Annotated in this window: 16 protein-coding genes; all 16 read right to left on the bottom strand. The window is 38.3% G+C overall.

From position 1 onward, the window contains the following. Positions 1–223: 223 nt before the first annotated feature. Positions 224–1,294, bottom strand: coding sequence for an SGNH/GDSL hydrolase family protein (locus ACT8YW_RS09795; RefSeq protein ID WP_444104787.1), 1,071 nt, complete (start codon positions 1,292–1,294; stop codon positions 224–226). 18 nt (positions 1,295–1,312) lie between these two features. Beyond that, complete coding sequence (locus ACT8YW_RS09800) at positions 1,313–2,713, bottom strand: DUF5009 domain-containing protein (RefSeq protein ID WP_444104788.1); 1,401 nt, start codon at positions 2,711–2,713, stop codon at positions 1,313–1,315. A 4-nt stretch (positions 2,714–2,717) separates the two neighbouring features. Further along, positions 2,718–4,169, bottom strand: a complete 1,452-nt coding sequence (locus tag ACT8YW_RS09805; RefSeq protein ID WP_444104789.1) for a calcineurin-like phosphoesterase C-terminal domain-containing protein — start codon at positions 4,167–4,169, stop codon at positions 2,718–2,720. Positions 4,170–4,190: 21 nt separating this feature from the next. After that, complete coding sequence (locus ACT8YW_RS09810) at positions 4,191–6,374, bottom strand: alpha-N-acetylglucosaminidase (RefSeq protein ID WP_444104790.1); 2,184 nt, start codon at positions 6,372–6,374, stop codon at positions 4,191–4,193. Between the two features lie 7 nt (positions 6,375–6,381). After that, positions 6,382–8,385, bottom strand: a complete 2,004-nt coding sequence (locus tag ACT8YW_RS09815) for a glycoside hydrolase family 97 protein (protein ID WP_444104791.1) — start codon at positions 8,383–8,385, stop codon at positions 6,382–6,384. Positions 8,386–8,410: 25 nt separating this feature from the next. Next, entirely contained in the window at positions 8,411–9,883 is a 1,473-nt protein-coding gene (locus ACT8YW_RS09820) for a calcineurin-like phosphoesterase C-terminal domain-containing protein (RefSeq protein ID WP_004308403.1), read from the bottom strand. Then, positions 9,880–11,268 carry an SGNH/GDSL hydrolase family protein gene (locus ACT8YW_RS09825; RefSeq protein WP_444104792.1) on the bottom strand — a complete coding sequence of 463 codons (1,389 nt, stop codon included), beginning with the start codon at positions 11,266–11,268 and terminating at the stop codon, positions 9,880–9,882. The genes ACT8YW_RS09820 and ACT8YW_RS09825 overlap by 4 nt, the downstream gene beginning before the upstream one ends. Positions 11,269–11,280: 12 nt before the next feature. Next, positions 11,281–13,254 carry a glycoside hydrolase family 97 protein gene (locus ACT8YW_RS09830; RefSeq protein ID WP_444104793.1) on the bottom strand — a complete coding sequence of 658 codons (1,974 nt, stop codon included), beginning with the start codon at positions 13,252–13,254 and terminating at the stop codon, positions 11,281–11,283. Positions 13,255–13,287: 33 nt separating this feature from the next. Continuing rightward, positions 13,288–14,586, bottom strand: a complete 1,299-nt coding sequence (locus ACT8YW_RS09835; protein WP_444104794.1) for a family 10 glycosylhydrolase — start codon at positions 14,584–14,586, stop codon at positions 13,288–13,290. A gap of 116 nt (positions 14,587–14,702) precedes the next feature. Further along, positions 14,703–15,686 carry a phosphodiester glycosidase family protein gene (locus ACT8YW_RS09840; protein WP_444104795.1) on the bottom strand — a complete coding sequence of 328 codons (984 nt, stop codon included), beginning with the start codon at positions 15,684–15,686 and terminating at the stop codon, positions 14,703–14,705. A gap of 33 nt (positions 15,687–15,719) precedes the next feature. Next, entirely contained in the window at positions 15,720–16,964 is a 1,245-nt protein-coding gene (locus ACT8YW_RS09845; protein WP_444104796.1) for an alpha amylase family protein, read from the bottom strand. A 32-nt stretch (positions 16,965–16,996) separates the two neighbouring features. After that, positions 16,997–18,295 (bottom strand): DUF5018 domain-containing protein, encoded by a 1,299-nt coding sequence (locus tag ACT8YW_RS09850; RefSeq protein WP_347471612.1) that lies wholly within the window; start codon positions 18,293–18,295, stop codon positions 16,997–16,999. 13 nt (positions 18,296–18,308) lie between these two features. Further along, positions 18,309–18,566, bottom strand: a complete 258-nt coding sequence (locus ACT8YW_RS09855; RefSeq protein ID WP_227236087.1) for a hypothetical protein — start codon at positions 18,564–18,566, stop codon at positions 18,309–18,311. Positions 18,567–18,707: 141 nt separating this feature from the next. Further along, a complete protein-coding gene (locus ACT8YW_RS09860; protein ID WP_444104797.1) occupies positions 18,708–20,348 on the bottom strand; it encodes a RagB/SusD family nutrient uptake outer membrane protein in 1,641 nt (546 codons plus the stop codon). Positions 20,349–20,362: 14 nt separating this feature from the next. Continuing rightward, positions 20,363–23,485, bottom strand: coding sequence for a SusC/RagA family TonB-linked outer membrane protein (locus tag ACT8YW_RS09865; RefSeq protein ID WP_444104798.1), 3,123 nt, complete (start codon positions 23,483–23,485; stop codon positions 20,363–20,365). A 31-nt stretch (positions 23,486–23,516) separates the two neighbouring features. Then, positions 23,517–23,897: AGE family epimerase/isomerase (locus ACT8YW_RS09870; RefSeq protein WP_444104799.1), on the bottom strand; the 381-nt coding region annotated here is incomplete at its 5' end.

Here is a 23,897-nt window from a genome sequence, read left to right on the forward strand (position 1 = left end):
CTTTTCTATGTCCAGTTAACAACTGAATAAATTCAATTATAGCATCATTCAAATACCAAAATGATATTTTACCATTTTGATATTTGGAGATTTGTTTTTACCGATATAACATATAAAAAGCCATCTATTAGGAGTATTAAAAAATAGTGACGCTATGTCAATAGGATAGCGTTGCTATAAGCTTCATATAGTGACGCTATACCGAGCCGATAGCGTCACTATTTTATTTGATTGCTTTCATAATGATTGGACAAACTAAATCTGCATATCTCATCATGCCTAAATCTGTGAAATGAATACCGTCTATAGTAGCTTCTCCATCTTCTCCCAGCATATTTTTGGAAGAAATAAAAATGATATTCTTTTCATTTTCTTTTTTTAGCCGATTGAATATCTCTTTTAATGTGTCATTCTTTCTTTGCACTTCTTTAGCTATTCTCTCATCATAAAGTGTATGAGTGAAAATAGGATCTTCTATAAAAATAACTGGCGTATCCGGATGTTTACTACGAATGATACGATAGAATGTCTCCATGCGTTCTTTCATCTGTTCTACAGAAGCATTAGGCACAAAGTCCAAAACAAAAACACTGGCATCTACCTCGGCTATCACTTTGGCAACTTCTAAATCTAAAAATGCATTTCCACTGAATCCCAAATTGATACATTCACGATTTAATCTTCTTGATATAATGTTTGTATGTGCCATTCCGGGACGTGAAGCACAACCTCCTTGAAGAATACTGGTTCCATAAAATACAACCGGCTTCTGGCGAATCGGATAATCAATTAAAGGCTGATCGATAGTAGCTAACGAATCAATCCCTATAGATAGGGAAACCAAACCGTCATAGAGAGGAAGATAAAGCATATATTCTCTCTCTTCCGGTTGCATGTTAGCAATGATTGTTGCTTGATTTGTTTTTCCATTCGGACGGGCACTATTTACAAAACGCCACTCCCCATTCTTCTGAAGACAATAAAGGTCTAGACCTTTTGCACCAGTGTCAGTCATGTGATTCATATGAAAATTGATGAGTGTTTCCCATTTTGCGGCTATCGTGGTAGAATTGCTACGAAAACGTATTGCCATTCCGGCAGAATTACGACTTAAATTCCATAATGGAGCACGGGAGATATTTTTCAATGAATCCGGAAGTCTTTCATATCGTGTTCCGGTGGCTTCGGTGGCTTTCCCCAATAGAGGGAACTTTGATGCATCATGATATACTAGTTGGGCATATATATGACACATCAAAAAAAGCATTATAAAAAAACAAATTCTTCTTTTCATATTTTGAATATTATTGTTTCAAGTTCTCCAAAAGCATTTTATTCGGGTAAAGAACATCGTTACCAATACTGATAATGCCGTTAATACTACCCCTCGTAAAAATCCCATCCATGCATTCTCATTGAAATAAACAAGCAATGATGCAATTCCTAATAAATGGATTACAGGCATAATCAACAGATCTCCTACTACATAGGCCATCATGGGATTTTGTCCGGGCATTACAAGAAAACGGGTACTCTTTACACAACGAAAATAATCACATATCACATTTAAAAGCAATAAAGCCATAAATGCCAGACCTGAAGTGAGAAATAAATAACTCAAAGTGGCGGGATCTTTTTTTATACCTCCCTGAAAAGGTTCAAAGCATAATCCCAAAACAACCAAGAAAGCTCCGGCTGTAAAAAGTTCTCTCCAAAGCTTTATAAATCCTGTGCCCTTTCTCAATAAAAAGACTCCACTTATCAGCAACGGAATATTTATTATCAGGTTCAAGACTGTACAATGTGTATAAAGTCCTGCCAAATTTACAATAATTATAGCTAATGTCAAAAGAATCATCACGATAGCTTTCCATTTATTTGTAGATTCGGCGGACGAATCATTTTGCTGCTTCAGCCAGTCCATCAAATACTCTCCGGCGATGCTTCCCGGAATCACGATGAGGAGATATTGTAAATACTCAAAATGAAAAGCCCAAGGTAGAGGTGTGTAGGTGTATATAGCTTGTGTCCAGGAATTGTCAACCTGTCCACTTAATAACAAAGCCATCAATATTAGTAATATACCTATTCGTGCCCGGAGATTTTGCATTGTGAAAATATATATGACCGAACCAAAAACAGCCATATTTGCCAGCAGTAATATGATTATGTTGTTGAATGATACATCAAAAGTTCTTTCATTTGCATATTGAGTTATCAGTAACAAGACAATGGTTATTACATAGGCCGTTACCTTGATAACTGTACGCATCCAATCTGGCATTTTCAGAGGGATACGAATGAACATAGGAAATAGTATAATAAAACAAAGAATGGATAATAACCAGGCACGCACGTCTTGTGGATTACTTAAAACATGTGGATAAAAATGTTGAATAAAAATAGCAAAGAAAGTCAATTGCACGCCTCGCTTGATAGCTTCATATACCAATCTCAACTTAGTGTCCCCTTTCTCAAATCTTCTTTTGATCGAGAAAGGGAAAGCAGCACCCATTGCAAACAGGAAGAATGGAAAAACAAGATCCACCCAGGTGATTCCCGATAAACTGGCATCGAAAGCTCTGTCCGGAGGAGGAGTTTGTGCGTGATACATCCATCCGGGTAGAGAATTCCATGCAACAGTTGCCGAAAGCACCATCGTGATGATAGCATAACCTCGTAGGGCATCTAAAGCATAAGCACGTTTATTCATATATCTATGGATTGATTGTTTGAATATATTCTTTGCCAAAACGGTCGGTTACTTTAACCGTTATATGAGCATCTTTATTTTTAGGAGTTGCCCGAAACATATGTTGGGTAGGTCTTGGGGTAATCCATGTATATACCATCTTTTCCCGGTCTGAACATACTACTGATGCGTACGGATCTAAACCAGTATATCGTGTCATGTTTCCCATCAACTGACCGTCTTCCAGCCATTCCACTTTCCACAGTTTATCCCAGTTCCATACATTAGCAATAATATCTGACGGATGCTCCTTAGAAGCTCCTACAGGATAAGAACGAAATTGATGTTCTTTTGGATATCCGGAACTTTTGTAATACCATTTTACATCGTTGTCATTTACTTCATATACGCCATAACCACGTGGAGTACCATCCAGACAAATATCCGCTTTCCACCACGTACCACAAACTGCAGCCGTATTATGTTCCATCAGATTGTCATCGAATACGATATTAAGATTGTAATGAGTATGTCCTGTGATAAGATGTGCTTTGTAGGGTTTCAACATCTGATGCAGTGCACCTGCATTGACCATCTGATTACCAATCATATCATAGTTATACAAAAAAGCTTCTTGTTTTTCTGTTTGGCGGGAAGGGATATGCATAATAAAGAATACGAGTGACCCTTTCGGTACGTATGATAAATCCTTATCAAGCCATGCAAATGTTTTCTCATCCAGATAACCCATATAGAAATAATCACGTCCGATAAAGAAATTATTGTCTACTACAATATAATGGGCGTTTCCCTTATTAAAAGAATAGTAAGAAGGGCCAAAAGTATCTTCAAAAGTCTTGTAGGAGGTTTCATGCGTGCGACCATCATAATTCATATCATGATTGCCAACTACACGATAGATAGGTATATCCAGTTGATCGGCTCTTTTCAAATAATCGGGATATAATTCTTGATGGTCACCTACAATGTCTCCACAATCAATTCCGAAAACTTCAGTTGTTGCATAAGAAGAGAGAAGTTGTTTACAATCGTCGACTACATGTTGATAAATAGCCAGTTCATCTTTAGAAGTAACCTGTATATCAGATTGAGCTACAAAGACATGGGAAACATCATCTTTGGGATTCTTCTTCAGATTAAAATTATAGTTTTGCTTTTTAGAACAATCAATAGGTAGATAGAAAGAAGGGATAGTTCCTTTCCGGTCTGTCAGATAGCCTGAAGGAGTACAAATATATACAAAACGACTGTCTCCCAAAGTGGGGATACTATATTTCCCAGAAGCGTCGGTCTGCACACATATATGACCGTCGGTAACCATTACTCCCCCGATTCCTTTACCTTCGCAGGTAACTTTGCCTTTGATAATGTTGATAGAGGCTTCCGCCTGAACTGAAAGGTTCAGGCAGAAACACATTAAAAGAAATAAAAACAAGTGTAGTTTATTCGTTCTCATATTGAAGTATACTTTATAATTTTATCGAATGATTTCTTTTGCGTATTTTTTATAGATTTGGCGGGCAAGTTTTATTCCGTCACCGCCTTCGTTGTAGCTGATTCTGTTACTCGGATTTACCCATTCGTTTTCATACATCCGTGATTGATTAAAGAATTCTTCTTCATCAAAATTCTTCTTCTTTTCAGCAGCCTCGATTACTTCATTTATGAAACGATCCCACCGAACAGAATAATATTGATTGGTTAGACCTGCCCATGATCGATTAGCATAGTCGGTCAGGTGATAGCTATCTCCCCAAATGGTAATCAGAGAACGGGCATTCATTTCATAATAGTTTTTAGAAGCGGCATCATGTCCCATATCACGAGCATCAGTGATCCATTTATGCAATGAGAAAGTTGGATGACAGCTAACAAGTTTATCAAGGTCAGTAAGAATCTCTCTCATCTTATTCCCCCGTTTTTTCATCATCGGTATATCTCCCGCTTCATATGCAAGGGTGAACTCATCACGGACTACATTAAAATAATTCCCTAAAACTTGTCGTCCAATATTGACCAGATCAAACTCATAGCTATCTCGTTGACAGTCTTTTACTGATAATAGCAATCTCCATGCTTCAACTAAATCTTTGGGTTGATATTCAATCGTTGGTTTGGTAGTCCAGTGTCCGTTTCCTTTCAAACAAGGGCGCGCATTGGTGAGTGTGCCTTGTCCCACTTGTGCCGGTTGAACGTATACTTTATTTGCTAGTATTTCCCATGCTTTTCTCGCTTCGGGAGATATCTTGCCAATTCGTCTGTCTGCCAGTTTAAAGAACCATTCTTTATCTGTCTGACCTCCATTCCATGCTTTGTCAAGAACAAATTCATACATAAACTGATTCAGGTCTATGCCTTCGAGAGTGGAACCTACTCCTTTAAGATTACTGCCGCCATTCTTTAAAGCATCTGCCAATCGTTCGCTCACCAAATTTACCGGACCTGACAGAAAGGAATTGCCACCAAAATTACCCAGATAACACCAAAGATAAGGTTGACCGAAATAACTGTCTGTCTGTTTCCAGATTTCTGTATATTCACAGAAATAGTCTAATAGAATCAACCTGTCTTGAGGCACAGAACGAAGATAGGATTTGATACGTGGAGTGGTCCAGTGTTTGATGTCAGCATAAAACAGCCATGTCATCTGCAACCATACCGCTTCAGGATCTACAGCAGCTACAGATTCATAGATATGCTTAGCCATCATTCCCAAAGAATCGGCATCCCATGAAGGAGGGTCTATTTCATTGAACGGATCGATGCCATAGATATGGTTTGTACCATATAAACGAGTCTGTTCGGTAAGATATTCTTTTTGTATGATCGCATACAAAGAATCCATGGGATTCAGGAAAGTACAACGATATTGATCGGCAAAACCTCCCCATTCGCTTACTCTGGTTGTTTTTATATTGGGATAAACCCGTTTCAATGCTGCCGGTACATGCCCGGCAAAAGCCGGCAATACAGGTCGCATATTAAATTCACGTTCACGGGCAACAATCTGTTCCTGCAACGCTGCCTGACTTGACAACCACTCTTTAGGTAAAGGACTTTGCCAGCCATCCAAGTTACACATTCGATGCCATGGAAGATGTGCAGGACCTGTAAAGTATCCCCGTATTTCTTCATCTGTCAATCCCAGTTTACTCCAGACTTTATACCAGATAGCTTCCTGACCGGTAATAGCAAGAGGCATATTGATTCCATTTAAAGCCATCCAGTCGATAAAATGTTCCCAATCACTCCATTTCCACCAAGTCATTGAATACCCGAACGTACAATAGTTTAGAAAGAAACGGGTCGGGACATTTGCCTTAATAGTGACTTCTGTTGATATGGAAGGGAGAGTTTTAGGTAATTCTATCGGATCATCCTTATACCATGAAATAGTGGTCAGACAGTAGTTTTTCAAATAATGATTCAAACCTACTGCCATAGAGTTAGCGTTATTTCCGGAAATAATAATTTTATTCCCTTCACTTTTGATGGTAAAAGTGTCTGCTGAAGTATTATTCAACAGACGGAAATCAAAAGATGAAGCCTGTTGAGGAAACAACCGTTGTGTCATTTTATACATGGTAGTGATATTAGCATCTTCCGCACGTATTTGGCAGACAACAACTAGAAAAAGGAGTATACTTAGTATTTTCTTCATAATCATATTACTGTTTGATAAAACGAATAGCACATCCACCGCTTGTTGCCAGTTTGACATGAAGCGTGTCAGAAGCTGTTACTATTTTCTCTTCATACTTGAAAGAAGTCGGATTCGTTTTCCATTCCGCATCGTCACCGTCAGCATATATTTGAGCAGTATACTTCGCATCCGCATCCAAAAAGCTCAAAGGAGCATCCAACTCTCTTGCATTTTCATCTGTGATGCAGCCTACATACCAATCGCTGGTGTTACGGTCTTTCCGCGCAAACACGGAATAATCACCAATTTTGGCATCTACCACATGAGTTTTATCCCAGTCGGTAGGTACATCCTTAATGAAATCGAACGCTTTGATGCCTTTGTAGTTTTCTGGTAAATCCGAGGCCATTTGTAAGGGGCTGTAGATCACGACAAATAGTGCTAATTGCTTGCAAAGTGTAGTATTGACACGAGTCCCCGGACATGCCTCGTTAGTAAAGTTGAAAGTTCCGAATGTGAAGTCCATGGGCCCGGCTAATCCTCTGGTAAAAGGAATAACAGTTGTATGTTCCGGCGGATTTCCTCCATCGGGAGACCATGCATTGTGTTCCTGTCCGCGCACACCTTCCTGGGTCATAAGGTTAGGCCATGTGCGCTCAATACCGGTAGGCATAACAGGCTCGTGGTTGTCAATAGCTATTTGATATTTGGCAGCAGTTTCTATCACTTTCCGATAGTGACATACACCATACTGACCGTCGTGAGCTTCTTTAAAGTCCATCAGACGATTCACATATCCGGTTTTCACGACATGCACTCCATATTGTTGATAGAAAGCGAAGGCATTGTCCAGTTGGTTCTCGTAGTTTCGGGTAGCAGCTGCTGTTTCATGATGTCCAATCAATTCTACGCCTTTCTCACGGGCATAGTCAGTGATTGCCTTAATATCAAAATCCGGATAAGGTTTGGTGAAGTCTAAAGAATTCCCGTGTTTCATCCAGTTTCCTTCCCAACCGACATTCCATCCTTCTACTAACACACCGGAGATACCATTCTCTGATGCAAAGTCTATATATTTCTTTGTATTAGCAGTGGTAGCACTGTGTTTAGGACCATAATACCATGTTCCTTTACCCAAATGCATTTCCCACCATATACCGATGTATTTCCCTGGCTTTATCCAGGAAGTATCTTTAATTTTGGAGGGTTCGTTGAGATTCAACATCAAATAAGATGTAACCAGATCACCCGGTTTATCAGCAATAACAACTGTTCTCCAAGGGGTAACAAATGGAGCTTTGATATACGCTGCTACTCCATTAGACCAAGGAACTAATGAAGCGCAGAGTGTGGCAGAATCCTTAACTGTCAGATTCATTTTGGGATAATCTGTCAGGTTAGCTTCGTGAATGGCAAGATACTTTCCTTCCGCAGTTTCCATTGTTAGAGGAGTGCGTACAGTATCCAGTTCATTTATGGGAGAGAATGTTGCTATACATTCATAATATGGATCGGATGCGGGAATCCACCAAGCTTTATGTATACGCGGCATTTTAAACTCTGTTGCTTCGCTCATAATAACTAATGAATCCATGGATTCCTGTTGCGGAAACTCATAACGATATCCGATACCATCATTAAAGAGACGGAATATTACATTAAGTTTACGTTTTCCTGCTACCTCTTGAAGTAGTACTTTCAATTCATTATAGTGGTTCCGTACATATCGGCTCTCTCCCCAAGGTTGTTCCCAAGTTTCGTCCAAGGAGGAACGTTCGGTGCCTTTAATTACAAAATGGTTCAAGCTATCTCCATGTTCCAGGATAAACCCTAATTTAGAAGGGAGTATCATGGTTTCATTCTCTTTATTTACTGCGTATGATATTGTATTATCATTCTCTGTGACTGTTAGTTGTATCTTACCATCCGGGGACTTTAGTACCAGATTATCAGTTTGGCTACAAGCTGAAAGGAGGCTGGTGATTCCCAGAATATAAAATATTCTCCTTAATACAGTTAATCGATTCATCTTCTTTCCTTTTTTATGTTTTTGCTTATTTAGGTTGCTGCATTTTACGGGTATATACATTACCGCAATGATCTGTAACTTCTACACGTATTTCGGAATCCTTCATTTCAGGAACCGCATAAAACAAGTGTTCAGTAATGTCTGCTCCCAAATACTTATGTTTAAATGTAGAACTGTTTTTATCACAGTATTCATAAATAGCAGGGTCGTATCCGGAAAAACGAGTCATTTCTCCTCTGTCAATACCGTTTTCATACCATTTCACTTTCCAGGTTGGGTCGTAATTCCAGACATTTGCCACCACTGCTTCCTTTTTATTTCGACTGGCACCTACCGGATAAAGTTCAAATTGATAGTCCTTATCTCTTCCTACGCATTTGTAATACCAGTTAACCTTACCTCCGTCAAATTCGTAGACGGCATATCCGCCCGGAGTTCCATCACAAGCCCAGGGAGCTTGCCAAAACAGTGTTGACAAGGGGGCGTGCACGTGTTCGTAAAGATTGTCTGCCAACACATAATTTTCATTATAGTGTTCATGTCCTGACATGATATGAGCATTATAAGGTTTTAGCAACTCATACAAATGAGAGCGGTTATTCATTACTTTCATAGTAGACTCCTTTCCCCATTCCTTTCGGCGTGCTTCTCTTGAATAGGTAGGGATATGTGTAGCAACTACTACTGTGGATCCCGGAGTGACTTGTTTCAAATCCTGTTCCAACCACTGGAGTTGTTGTTCGGTAAGATAACCAACATACAAATAGCTTTTTGCAATAAAGAAAATATCATCGAGAACAACATAATGCACATTTCCTCTATTGAATGAATAGTAAGTGGGACCATAATAAGATTTATAAGTAGTACGTGCATGTTCATTGGAACGTACATTTAAATCTAAGTCATGATTTCCAATTACATAGAAGAAGGGAATTTCCGTTTCGGCTATTGCATCTATCATGGGCGCAAAATAGCTGGGCTTTTTATTGATGTCACCAATAATATCTCCACACACTATTCCATACGCAGGGATTCCCTGATAACTAGTTGCCAACAGCTCTTTCACATCTTTTGAGGCCTCCCGTACTTGTGGCATTTCTTCGTCAAAATACACTTGTGGGTCAGCCCATACAACCAAAACGTGCTTTTGGTTATTCGTAGATGATTGTGTCAGCTCAAAATCAAAATGTACTTTCTTTGAAGGTTGAGCAGGCACTTTTTGAAAGAATACAGGGACTTTACCTTTCATCGGAACGTCATAGCCATCAGGAAGGGTAATATAGATGTATTCTGCATCAGAGGTACTTGTCATAGAGTATCGTCCTTTTTTATCTGTAAGGACAATCTGTGTACCATCTGTCACAGGTACATTAGCCACTCCCTTACCTCCGGACAATACTTTCCCGTAATAGACTACGGGAGTAGTTGCAGCCTGTACACTAACGCAGGAAATACTCCATTGGAACAGGCATAAAAGTAATAATAGTCTTAATTTCATTCTTTAATCCTTTCTATTTTAATCAAACGCGTAAGAGGCTTGTTTATTTTATATATTTGAGTTATCAACTGGGCTATTTCAGCCTGCCAGGCTTCACGTATCTGCGGAAACATGGCTTGAGTATAATTGGTATATAAATACTTCACCAGATAATGACTTTCCCGTTCCGCTTTGGCAGCATCAAGAGCAGCTTTATTATCTGCAAAAAGTAATCCTCTATGTTTAAAAAAGACATACTGCATAGCCATATACTGACGTAAACGTTTTTCTATGGCGCACCTTTCTTCATTCAGATACATGATAGACAGACTCTGTTGGTATTGGGGCGTACATGTTATTTCTGCCAGATTAACTCCTTTACTCAATTCGTCGCCACTCCAACAGCCAATTTCTATTCCATCAATAGTAACCCGGAAAATGCCATGCAAATCAGTTACTTTCATTATTTCCTGATTCATTTCCTGCATAAAGGGAATTTGTCTGATAGCATCCCGAGCTGTACCTTTCGTTCCCCAGCGAGGAATCGTGTCGATAGGGAAAGGCAATGAACGGGATAAATATCTGAAAGATATTGTGTCATTTTCATTCTTTATATGAGATATTCGGCAGTTTCGCTCTTCCATTGCTTTCCTGTTAGTGGCATTGATTTGGAAAGAAGCGATTTCCTGTCCTGCAAGTCCCTGTGCTTTCAGGAATAAGTATGCCATTACCATATGACCGTCTTTATCAGGATGAATCCGGTCACCGCCACAGAAAGTAGCTGTAGAATCAGATAGCTGAATCTGCTTATTCAACCCGCACATCACAGTATTGAAATTGACAAATCCCCATCCTCTCTTTTGGGCAACTTCTGCCTGCATTTCAATAATTCGTTTGATCGTCTCATTCTTTCCGTGTAGTGCTTCTACTCCTTTCAATTTCACATTCTCATCATAGGGAGGAGAACCTAGAAGTACTACGCTTTTTATTTTTTTGTCAGCAAGAATCTGCCGTTGCAGTTTTTCAAACTCTGTGTGAGCATACTCTACCTGCTGATTCGCATACTTATCATATCCGGGCTTATTATATCCGTCGAATCCGGAATCATTCATCCCGAAAGAACAGATCAGATAGGTCGGCTTTTTGATTTTAATATCTGAATCGAAACGATAAACCATGTGGCTCACACAATCACCACCAATTCCTCCATTATACATACGAAGAGGTAAATTGGGGAAGTGCGTCATGTAATACAGCCATATATAAGAATGATAATGCCCTCCTTCCGTTATACTATTTCCAAGAAAAACAATTCTGTCATTTGCTTTAAATGACGGAATTTGCTGTGCACTTACAGGAAACGATAAAATGCAACAGGTATATAATAAAAATAGTATTTTCTTCATTACTAAACCTTTTTATTCAACTGGAGTAAGAATTGCTGCCCAACCGCCACCTTTAGCCATGGTGATGTTAATTAGTTCATCTTTTGAAACCATTACCTCTTCTGTTTTAAAATCCGAGGCGTAAACGTCTGCATTCACACCGTCTTTGAAAATTTCCATTTTATATTTGGATGCTTCAAGGAAATCCAGTTTCACTTCAATATTACGGGCATTCCAGTCTGTTAAACCTGCCAAATACCAATTCTTACCATTCTTACGGGCAATAACTAATTGTTCTCCGATTTTAGCTGTTATAGCTTTAGTATCTTCCCAAATGGTAGGTATACGGGAAATAAAAGAGGCAAATTCTGGAGCTTTATAATAATTTGAGGGAGAATCTGCTAACATTTGTAACGGGCTTTCATACACTACATATAAAGCTGCCTGATGGGCGCGTGTACCTAGACTGATCGGATGTACGAAATTGATGTAAAAGTCTTCCGCTGTTGCATTGTTTACTGCACCGGGAGTATAATCCATCGGACCGGCTACCATTCTTGTAAATGGAAGAATCAAGTCATGTACCGGATTAATATCTCTTGAATCCTTATCGTGCTCTAATCCAAGTACACCTTCAAAAGTCATCACATTGGGATATTTCTTCTGTAAACCGGAAGGTTTGAAAGATCCATGGAAATCAACGAGTAATTTACGCTCCATTGCGGCTTTTCCTACCCGTTCGTAGAAATTAACCATATATTGATCCGAACGTTGCATAAAATCTACTTTTATACCTTTGATTCCCCATTTTTCATAAACATCCAGAATTTCGTCCAATTCTTTATCAAGTGGGTTCCATAAAGTCCATAATACAAGACCTACATTTCTTTCCTTTCCATATCGTACCAGTTCCGGTATATCCAATCCGGATATTGGCTCCTTAATATTCCAGGTTCCGGCTGACCAGCCTTCATCTAATAAAATATATTCAATTCCGTATTTTGAAGCGAAATCAATGAAATATTTATAGGTATCCGTATTCACACCTGCCTTAAAATCTACCCCGTATACGTTCAGTGTACTCCACCAATCCCAAGAAATCTTTCCGGGTTTTATCCAGTCTGTATCTTGAGTAACAGATGGAGAGGCTAATTGATACACTAAGTTATTTTCAATTACCGCTTTGTCGTCTTCGTTAATCATTAACACACGCCAAGGGAAAGTTCTTGTTCCTTCAGTTTCAGCAATGTAAGAGGCTTTCTCCAATAATACTTCGTCACGATCGGCACCTTCCTTTAAGGCACTTTTTAAAACTACAGGAGGAAATTCACCGGACAGCGTGTTATTACGATCACCTGTCAAAAATAGATTGGGATAATCGAAAAGATCGGATTCCATAATAACAACTTTCGTTCCTTTAGGAGTAGAGAGATAAATGGGTAGATAGCCTTTCATATCCTTAGTGAGCGAGGAGATGTTTAATTCATCAAAAATGGCTTCGCAGTGTGTGAGGTATTCTTGATTCTTTTCTCTTGGCCAATATAGCTTACACCCTTCAGTCCAGTTCTGTTCGATGGTTTCAGTATTAATAATAACTTTAGGTTGCTTTAATGAAGTCTCAAAACGATAAGCGGCCCCATTGTTATATACTCTGAAGACTATTGCGTAGTTACCTTTACAAGTCAGAGTTAACTGGTTATATTGATCTTTGATAATTCTTTGTTTAAGTGGAATGACAGCTGTTTGCTCCGAATTTACTTTGAGTGTTTTAGCTTCTATTACTTTCGGATTTACTCCCGGTTGTTCAGTCTGCCCTTCAATATCCATCTGCATCAGACTGGGATTTAGTATACGTTCACCATTGTAATCAATACTCCAACTTAATAGTTTTCCGGCTGTTACCGTCACCTTGATTTTTCCATCCGGTGAACTTACAGTGTAGTTATTGGCTTGAGTTACTATGCATGTGCATAAAATAATGTGTAATAATATAAGTACTCGTTTCATTTTATATATTATATTTTATTGAATATTCGCTATTTAAAGACTCTCTGCTCGTTGAATTCCTTCTTTAATGGCCGCCCACTGATTGAATTCTATTACTTGCACAATGTCAAACACCATTAATCCTTCGGATTGGGAAAGACAGACATAAACAGCATCCGCTATATTGTCTTTATGATTTAAAGCATACAAAGTGCCATAGACTTTACATGCTCCATGAACAATGCGTTGTGCACGCGCTATACCATATTCTATGGATTCGGGATCATTTAATCCAAATATTTTGGTTAAATAAGTTCCACATAGAAAAGTATCCAATAATCCAGCAAAACCTGCATTTTTATATTCAGATGAAGCCCAACTGTATTCTTTTGAGAAATCATATTCGGTGGATGCCCAATTTTGTCCTTGCCCATAAATGGCATGAATCCATGAGGCGGCCCAATATTCTAATTGAATATCCGGTTTAATATTTTTAATTTCTGTACGTACCTGTTCCACAAAATTGCGTACAACCATAGAACGGAATTCCCACCATTTTTTATAATAAGCCCCTGTACGCTTAGTCCCATCCGTATTCCAAGTGAAAATATCATCCGGGAATCGATCTAGTTGTTTTCCAATGTATTGTTCAAAAGCTACTTTTGTAGTCTCCGAAAAGTCACTTTCATCTCCCGGATAACGACAATAGTCTAAAGCACAGCCATCAAAATCGTAATTTGTAACTAATTCTTTTATGAAATTCAAACAAAAGTCTTGTACTTCCGGTAAAACAGGATTCAAAAAGGCGGAAACTTTCGTTTTATCGTTCTTTATATCTATCAACCCTTGATCTTTGGTGTATTCCAGACAAGTTTTTCCATTCCATGTATCATCACGATATGCCATCCCATTTTTAGAAGAAGGCAGGCCTGCTGTAAATATGGTGGTGGATACTGTAACTTTAAGTTCACGTTTATGGGCCTCATCAATAAAAAATTGAAGATAATCCCAATCTCTTTCAATATGTATACCGGCAAGATCAGTCAATGGGGTTAAATAAGAACTTTTAAACAGGGCATCCCCTTGTACAGGACGGACATCAACTACAATTTTATTAAAACCTGTTGATTTGGCAAGATCAAGATAATAGGTGATGTTCTCTTTCTTTGAGAAACGTTCAAAATTAGCTTCTGCATCAAACCAAAGCATTTTTTCTTTTTCAGGAATCGGTTCTTCCGGAATAACAGGAGCGGGAGGATTTGCATCAGGAAGTTCTGGTTCTACAGTCTTTGTGGAACAACTACTAAATGATAGAAGAAAAAAGAATAATAAAATGCTTGGAATGAATTTCATACTTTATTGTTTTTATTTCCCGATTTCAGGCTGACATTAAAAAAATACAGCCTGAAACCGAGAATAATAAGAAAGCTAAATAAAATAAATCTGTTATCCTAAAGATCTTTCGACCGTTATTTTAAAGCTACTGCCGTAGTTATAGCACGTTGGGCACCTGCACTTGGTTTTATCACCGGTTGTCCGTTGACCAACATACAAGTTGAACCACCACCATCAAGATTCATCGCATCTACACAACCCAAGCTTTTCAAAACATTAGCTATCATAGCCATATTCATACCCTTTACACCCTCCGTCACACTACGACCTTCGCAAACGAAAAATACCACCTTATTATTGGCTGTTACTCCAATAGCTGTTCTTGGATGATAATTTTCAGGAGCAACTCCACTTTCTTCATCAAAAAGCTCTTCAGTAAAAGTATTTCTCACATTTCCGTCTTTCAACAAGATCGGACCTCCTCCAATAGCTGTTTCCGCATTTAGTTTTACGCCTCTAGTCGGAAAATAAGCTGAAGGTATAGGTTGAGGTTCATAACCGGATTTATTAGGAGAAGGTTCTTCATAGGTATATGTCACGCCATCAGCTGTCGTATAAGCCCAATCTGTGGAGAAACTACCATTCTTTGACAACTGAAAGATACCTCGTGTCGGGTAATAACTTTTTTGAGAGCGTATCTCTTCCTGTGAATTTACTGCTAATACCTCTCCTTCACGACATAGCAGACTAACAGACTTTCCAGCTCCCATAACAAAATATCCGCCATTCATAATTATCGGATATTTTTGTTGTTCTGCTTGCCAAATTTGATTGGGAGTCTTAGAATATATCTGATCTCCTATAGTTGCAAAATTAGCTTTTGACATATCTGCAACAGCAATAAAAGCAATAGCTTTCATACCTTCCAGTTCTGTTGGAGATTTATATACACTTATGTACTCAGGTAACGTGCCAAACTCTGTTGCCTGTTTAACCCAGCCTAATGTTGTCGGATCAGGATCCGGCATTACTACCTTTTCATTATCATCATCTGAACAACTTGTCGCTGACATAGCGGCAATCATGAAAAGAAGCCAATATTTTGATATATTTTTCATTATCATATTGATTTAATCGTAAATGTTTATTTTTTATTTTTGTGCTTCCGCACGTTCTATGCCTTTTCGGATACCATCCCATAGATTCATCTCAATAACCTGTACTATGTCGAACACCATCAAACCTTCCGATTTTTCAAGACAAAGACTAACAGCATCCGCTATATTAGCTTTATGATTTAAAGCGTATATCGTTCCAAATACTTTGCAATCATTACCGACCAACCTCTGTGCACGGTCAATGCCATACTCTATAGATTCCGGATCATTCATTCCGTAAATACGCTCCAAGTACGTTCCACATAAGAAAGTATCCAGATAAGGTGCAAATCCTGATTCATTATAAGCTTCCGATCCCCATGGATAATTTAATGAGAAATCAGATTTTGGACTAGCCCAATTTTGTCCTTGTCCATAAATACCATGAATCCAGGAAGCAGCCCAATACTCTAGTTCTACTTTCTTATTAATGGAATGAATTTCTTTACGTACTTCTTTCACAAAGCTTGTAATAACATTAGCCCGAAATGCCCACCATTCTTTATAATAAATGCCTGGATTTTTCGTTCCATCTGTATTCCATGTGAAAATATCATCTGGAAAGTTCTGAATTTTCTTGCCCAGGTAGCGTTCAAAAGCTTTCTGACTATCAATAGAGAAGTCGCTGTCATCTCCGGGATATCGGCAATAATCTAATGCATAAGCATCCACATCATAGTTTTTCACTATTTCACGAACAATACTCAAAGCAAATTTGCGAACATCCTTACGAACCGGATTCAAGAAAGCTCCTACCTTTTTCTTATCCTCCCTGATGTCAAGCATCTTTCCACCGGGTGTGTACTCCAAGCATGTTTTTCCATCCCAACGTGGTTCATCATAGACTAAGCCTTCACGAGTAGCAGGATGTCCGGAGGGAAACATTGCAGTAGAAACTGTAACCTTTAATCCTAACCGACGAGCTTCACTGATAAAATACTGCAGGTAATCCCAAGCTCGATGAATCACCTTGCCATTTACTGTTGTAAGCGGAGGGAGAATTTTACTTTTATATAGTACTTCCCCATATATAGGTTTGACGTCTACTACTACTTGATTGAAGCCTACAGATTTAGCTTTTTCCAGATAGTAAGAAATAGAATCTTTAGAAGCAAAACGCTCAAAATTGGCTTCTGCATCAAACCAAAGATATTTAGGTTGTTCTTTGCCCCTGTTCCCGGCAAAGGAACAGGTAGCAAATAACAATAGAAAAAACGATATAATGCTTTTATTCAACATATTTCAATTCTATATAATTAGGAGTATTATGTCTATTTTTCGTATTTGGTAAGTTCATAACAACGAATACCTACACCATAACCATAATAGAGGTATAATGATTCCCCATCATCACTTGGTGAACAAGTAGTCCAGATACAAGAGTTGGTAGTCCAAGGCTCGATTGTTTCAGTGATGGGTAATGAGTTATTATTGGATGGATCTAACAAGTGTAGTCCAACCCAGCCCCAACCACAAGTAATAGTTGAACCATACCATCTGCCATTGAATGGAATTCCTCTACCGGAAATAAGCACATGATTACCCCAGCCAGCATATCCTTTCTTATTCCACATATCAATATATGGACCTGTGATGTTGTTAAATGCCCCTGCCGTATTTGCTTTGTAACCGATTTCCGGTCCCATTACACCTCCTGCATTCACTGCGTCTATAACATAAAATGGTGGGTTATCTGACACTCCGAGTACAGCTACAATCTGTCGCCAGTTACTATCATTGCTTGGACGGCCGGTAACTAAGGATAAAGTGCTTGTATATGAACCGTTTTCAAATTTGTAAACAGCATGTGTACCTACACCATCAGGTTTAGAATCATAGACATATCCCACTTTATCAATATCACCGGTTGCAGAAACTTTATTTGCTCCGGGAGTTACATTAGCAACTTTTTGAGGAGCTCCTTCAACAGTAGTCCATCTGTATAATCCTACATTCTTTACTACACCTATCAGATTACCGGCATCATCATTTACTAACTGGCATAAAGAAGCATCTATTCCTGTCACGTTTAGCGTTTTATCAACTTTCTGCCCTGTATATTTATCATAGAAGTTAAACTGGGTATCTATTATATAATTACCAAACACTGCACCAAAACCATCTTTGTCTTTGTTAGATGGGGTAGGTACACTAATTTCCCATTTCTTGAAGAAATATTCAAAACCTTCTCCATCGTTTAATTTTCCGCCATAAGTCCATTTCACGGTCCAGTCAGTGGTTGTGCCATCTTGCGCCTTCACTGTATAATGTACATCTTTTGAAAAATCTTGAGGTACATCAGGGGTAGGAGTAACTGTTGCATATGGAGAAATAAAGAACGAACAAGTAATTCCATTTAGTTTGCTTAAATCTAAGTCTGGAGTAATCTTGAATTCAATTATATTACCATCCTTAACGGTACCTTGTTTATAATTTCCCTCCCCCAATCTTACTTTGAATCCGGTTATATCAGTATCAGAGTATAATGTTGGATCGTCCGAGCATGCGGAAAATGCAACCATTGTTGCCATTATAGCAACTTGAAGCCAATTATGATATTTTATTTTCATGACATCTACTTTTTTAGTTATTCGGGTGTTTGGCAACCAGAGTATATTCTTTTTGCGTTCCATCACCTGCTACAATAGTTAGTTTAAATGGAGTAGATAAATCTTTAGCACCCGTCAATGAAGGATAAGCAAACGCTGCTACAGGCAAATTTGCCGTTACATACAATTCACTCAATTTTACTTTTGCCGGGAGTTCGAAAGTTATATTTCCATTCTCTGATATGACTCCATCGTAAGTAGTACCATCTTCCGGAGAATTAGCACGAACCATAATAGATACAATATTACAATCAGAGTGATAATGGATATCATCATGCTTTTCACAAGAAAAAAAGGAAAAGCTAAATGTTATCATTAATATGATGTATGTAATTACTTTGAAATTTTTCATAACTATAATAATCTTTTGATATTACCAAGGAGCATTATTCTCACATAACGGATTATTCTGTAATTCATCTACAGGAATAGGCAGTAAGTAATAGCGTTCTGGGAAGAAGCGGTTTATATTGTCATCACATGACACTTGTTCATAGGTATAAGTATTGTCGTCTTTTTTGGTGATTTTTGTCCCATGTGCCTGCTTACCATCAATGACTTCTCCTGCCAAACGCCATCTGCGTAAATCCCAATAACGGAATCCTTCAAACGCTAATTCGCAGATACGCTCTTTACGTAATAGTTTCATAAATGAATCTTTATCCGGAGCTTCCTCTGTAGTGCGTTTGGGTAAATTAACACGTTCTCTGACTTCGTTGAGAGCTTCTAAAGCATCATCCTGATTTTTGCTATAATCCTGTTCTGCCAAGGCTTCGGCCAGATTTAACAAAACCTCCGCATAGCGCATTTCAATCCAAAATTGATCGCTTCCTTTGTCATCAAAATCAGCATTGTTTTCTTGTAGATATTTTCTGATAAAGTATCCGGTAACTGTTTGTTTTTCTCCCGGATTCATGTTATCTCTATAAGCAGCGAAACCATTTTCAGCATCCACATAAGTATAGATTTTCTTTTCTTTCCAGGTAGCTCCATTGTATATAATGGATGCATAGAAACGAGGTTCGCGACCTACATAAGGATCATTAGCCATAGAGCCACTCCATGAGAAAGGAGTTCCGTCGGCCATATCATAAGAATCGACTAATTCACTCGTCGGGACAGCTCTTCTTATTCCCTGTTTACCGTCAGGAGCAAAGTAACGATCAAAATAATGAGGCATATCTGGTATCTTATATGCTATAGAGAAAATAATTTCTTTATTGCCTGCCACTTTGAATACATCTTCATAATTGTCCATTAAGTCATACTTATTGAGCTTTTTAATCTCATCAGCTGCGGTAATAGCAACATCCCAACGTTTTGCGAAAAGTGCTGTACGACACATATAAGCATATGCAGCTCCTTTAGTTAGACGTCCATCCCATTTACTATCCCATTCTTTCGGAAGATGTCTTGCCGCAAATTCTAAATCTTTCAGAACAAAATCCCACGATTCAGCTTCAGTTGCTCTCGCTTTATCTTTTTGCCCTTCTGAATCGACTCCATTGGTTTCATCACGAAGTATAACACCTCCGAAAATTCTAATCATACGTGCATAATTCACAGCCCGGATAAAACGAATTTCGGCAATACGAATATTGAGAAAATCTTCACTAAATTTATTTCCATAAATACCGGCATCACGTAGAAATACATTTTCTCTAAATATATCAGTATAAAGTCCCCATGATGACATCGGGTTGTTATCTGATGTTATTGTATTTTGCTGTAACAGAATCTTATTATGAGCACTCCATGTCTGTGGAACTCCATTCCCATACTTTACTAAATCTGTATATCCATCGGTTAAGGATAAAGAAGAAAAGTTGGATAAGCCATTAAGAGGCTTATATAAGTAAGTCACATACATATCTAAAGAAGATTCCGAACTCCAGGCTACTGTTTCTGAATATGAGTCTGTGGGATCTTTCTCCAGCAAATCATGACATGAGATTAGAAACTGTGACGTAAACATCAGTCCTATCCCTAATAGATATAATCTTTTTATTTTCATAATTATTGATTTAATTAGAATGTGATATTTAGTCCAACACTATAATTCTTTTGTTGGGGATAATAACCATTATTTATAATAGCCATTTCAGGATCGCAATATTTGAACTCCGTAAAAGTTAACAGATTGGTACCTGCTACGTATACACGAACGTTGGATAATCCGATATTGGCTTTAGCAAGTATTTTTTTAGGAATGGTGTAACCAAACTGCAAGTTCTTCAAACGTAGGAAATTACCATTTACCAACCACCAGGAAGAGGTATATGCATTGTTTCCATTATGAATGGCACTTAATCTGGGATAACGGGCATTAACATTCTCCGGTGTCCATGAATCTTCTACCAGATAATAAGGAGCATTACCTCCAGAGTAGAATGGTCGTGTATAAACTGTATTATCCATTGAACCATGGCTATAAGTACCATTCAGTGTATAACTTACAATAGCGGCTCCTTGCCATAACGCACTCAAGTTAAAGCCTTTCCAATTGAAATCCATAGACAGAGAGTAGTTTAGCTCTGGTAAAGTACTGTGACCAATTTTAACTCTGTCTCCATCCAGTGTAATTTTACCGTCTCCATTAATATCTTCATACATGATATCACCAAAACGTTGAACTCCATTGCCAACGAAAGGACGGTTATCCAATTGCTCTTGTGTTTGATATAATCCTATAGCTTTATAGCCATAAATTTGTCCTAAAGGTTCACCTATGTTAGTCCGGTACCAAGGAGTACTTTCACTCTCTATTCGCGATAAAACTTTATTTCTAGCCCATGCCACACTACCGGTTATGTTATAATAGAAGTCATTAATATGGTTCTGATGCTTCAACACCAACTCAAAACCGCGATTATCGATCTTGCCAGTATTTCCTTTTTGAGCATAATTTCCACCTAGTGAAGGAGGGAAACCACCGCTCCGGCTTTCTTGTATGTCTTTTGTTAACTTATAAAATAAATCGAATTCTACTCCTAGTAATCCATTCCACATTGTCAGGTCAGCACCAATATTGTAACTGCGGGTGGTAGACCAGGTTAAGCTGGAAGTAATAGAGTTGGATGCACCTAATCCCGCATAAGGAACTCCTCCGAATATATACGCATTCTTCTCTACCTTAAAAATACTTCTATGCAAAAAAGCATCTGTATTATCACTACCTAATTCACCAACAGAAGCGCGAAGTTTTAGTAAGTTGATAGAAGAGATGTTATTTTTTATAAAGTTTTCTTCAGAGATTACCCATCCAAGAGATACAGAAGGGAAGAAGCCCCATCTTTTATCTTTAGCGAATTTATAGGATCCATCTACACGGAAAGCAAATTCTGCAAGGTATCTTTTATCGAAAATATAATTGAAACGTCCTACATAACCAATGGTAGCTTTATCGCTGTGGCTACCTGTAGGATTGGATATAAATTCAGTACCTAATGAAAGGTCAACCGGATCATTGAAGTTATAACCGCCCATCTTTCCTGTCATTGTAGAACCTTTCAGTTGTGTCTGTTCATATAAGAATAAAGCAGAAACTGCATGCTTGCCAAAAGTATTTGCATATTCAACAGTTGGGCGGACCATAAATCTTCTGAAAGAAGAGGCCGATTTTGTATAATTACCTTTCTCACTTGTAGAAGATGCACGCATTAAATTATATGATTTTGAATCTGCACTGTATGCATTGACGTTATATCCTACTAAAAAACCATTATCTTCTGTATAGCTAGTATCGTAAACTAAACCCAAAGAAGCTTTCAGCCCTTTCACCCATGGGAAAGCATAACTAACTTTCATTGTACCATCAAACTCATGTCTTTGATTTTTCTGGAATCCACTATTTCTCAATGTAGCAAGGGGACTTTGTGTGGTGGAACTACCAGGACCAATCCAAGCAGTGTATTCTCCTTGATAATAAATAGGGATAATAGGAGCTGCATAAACAGCCTGCTGGATTGGATTTTGTTCAGCTTGTGCACTTGTACTAATTCCAGGCCAATTCTTTTCTTCATAGAAGCCGGAGATATTAAGTTCGAACGTTAAATCCTTGGTGATATTACCTTCTACATTAGAGCGGACATTATAACGATCATAATTTACATTTTCGATGATACCAGATTGATCCAACATACCTATACTAGTAAAGAAGCGGATGTTTTTGTTACCACCAGAAGCCGAAATGTTATGTTGGTGTGTGAAGCCATAATTTTTAAAAACTTCTTTCATCCAGTTTGTATTTCCATATTTACCTTCCGGATCATAGTTATTAGCTACTTTTGTCTGAATATCAGCTCCATAATATGGACCATTACCATCAAGTTCACTAGCTTTATTATACCAATAGATATAGTCAGGACCATTTAACATTTCAGGCATAGCTGTGTTTTTTTGGAAAGTTACAGAACCGTCATATGAAAGTGTAACTTTACCTTCAGTACCTTTCTTGGTTGTTACCAAGATTACTCCATTTGCCGCTGCCAAACCATAAACAGATGCTGTGGCGGCATCTTTTAGAATAGATATGTTTTCTACATCATTCGGATTTACTGTATTCAACATACGTTCAACACCATCCACTAATATGAGGGGACTTGAATCTAAAAAAGTACCCAAACCGCGAATGTTGATAGATGTTTGATCGTTTCCGGGAAGACCGGAACGTTGAACACTTGTTACCCCCGGTAATTTACCAGTCATCATATTAGACAAGTTGGCTTGAGGAGCCATCATCAACTCTTTAGAGCCAACTTGAGAAACGGAACCTATTAAGAATTTCTTTTTTTGAGTTCCATACCCTACTACCACAACTTCATCCAATGCTTTTGCATCTTCTTGTAATCTGATAGTAATCTCTGAACGACCCTGTAAAGCAACTTCTTGAGTCTGATATCCAACAAATGAAACGACTAAAGTTGATTTTAAGTCTTGTACATTTAAGTTAAACTGCCCGTCAATATTGGTAATAGTACCATTGGACAAATTCTCTTTTACACTAACAGTAGCACCGACAAGCGGTTCATTGTTTGAGTCATACACTGTCCCTTTCACGTTCGTGTTTTTTTGAGCATGAGCGTTTAAAAAAGAAAGCGAACAGATGAATAAGGCTATAAACCTTATACTCCATGTGATTTGTTTCTCCATATTAAATATTAATGTTAATAAAACAAGATAGTTATTTATAATTCATCAAGTCTTCTAATGTTTTCCAGCACTGATACAGTCCTCTTGGCACATGGAAGCATCCTTTCCATTTTCCTCCTTTGAGTGGGAGTAAGACTTCCCCTCTGCGGTTCAGGTACCCATACCATTCGGGATGTTCTTTATCCTTGAAATACTCCCATGTGTAGTCATGTACTTTTTCAAACCATTTCAGGCATTGTTTGTCTCCCGTCAATTGATAACCTTTCAATAGGGAAATAAGCGTCTCAATATGTACCCACCAGAGCTTCTGATCCCATTCCAGTTGTTGAGGTGGACAGCCATTACGATCCATAAAGTAATAAATGCCGCCATACTCCTTATCCCAGCCATAATTAAGCATTGTAAGGGTGGT

Source organism: Bacteroides sp. (genome assembly GCF_052357945.1).
Taxonomy (GTDB): Bacteria; Bacteroidota; Bacteroidia; order Bacteroidales; family Bacteroidaceae; genus Bacteroides.

Coding starts and splice junctions, on each gene's coding strand:
- ACT8YW_RS09860 (WP_444104797.1), bottom strand. CDS start 20,348: ATGAAAATAAAAAGATTATATCTATTAGGGATAGGACTGATGTTTACG.
- ACT8YW_RS09830 (WP_444104793.1), bottom strand. CDS start 13,254: ATGAAACGAGTACTTATATTATTACACATTATTTTATGCACATGCATA.
- ACT8YW_RS09840 (WP_444104795.1), bottom strand. CDS start 15,686: ATGAAAAATATATCAAAATATTGGCTTCTTTTCATGATTGCCGCTATG.
- ACT8YW_RS09855 (WP_227236087.1), bottom strand. CDS start 18,566: ATGGTTCGTGCTAATTCTCCGGAAGATGGTACTACTTACGATGGAGTC.
- ACT8YW_RS09810 (WP_444104790.1), bottom strand. CDS start 6,374: ATGAAGAAAATACTAAGTATACTCCTTTTTCTAGTTGTTGTCTGCCAA.
- ACT8YW_RS09865 (WP_444104798.1), bottom strand. CDS start 23,485: ATGGAGAAACAAATCACATGGAGTATAAGGTTTATAGCCTTATTCATC.
- ACT8YW_RS09800 (WP_444104788.1), bottom strand. CDS start 2,713: ATGAATAAACGTGCTTATGCTTTAGATGCCCTACGAGGTTATGCTATC.
- ACT8YW_RS09820 (WP_004308403.1), bottom strand. CDS start 9,883: ATGAAATTAAGACTATTATTACTTTTATGCCTGTTCCAATGGAGTATT.
- ACT8YW_RS09835 (WP_444104794.1), bottom strand. CDS start 14,586: ATGAAATTCATTCCAAGCATTTTATTATTCTTTTTTCTTCTATCATTT.
- ACT8YW_RS09815 (WP_444104791.1), bottom strand. CDS start 8,385: ATGAATCGATTAACTGTATTAAGGAGAATATTTTATATTCTGGGAATC.
- ACT8YW_RS09845 (WP_444104796.1), bottom strand. CDS start 16,964: ATGTTGAATAAAAGCATTATATCGTTTTTTCTATTGTTATTTGCTACC.
- ACT8YW_RS09825 (WP_444104792.1), bottom strand. CDS start 11,268: ATGAAGAAAATACTATTTTTATTATATACCTGTTGCATTTTATCGTTT.
- ACT8YW_RS09795 (WP_444104787.1), bottom strand. CDS start 1,294: ATGAAAAGAAGAATTTGTTTTTTTATAATGCTTTTTTTGATGTGTCAT.
- ACT8YW_RS09805 (WP_444104789.1), bottom strand. CDS start 4,169: ATGAGAACGAATAAACTACACTTGTTTTTATTTCTTTTAATGTGTTTC.
- ACT8YW_RS09850 (WP_347471612.1), bottom strand. CDS start 18,295: ATGAAAATAAAATATCATAATTGGCTTCAAGTTGCTATAATGGCAACA.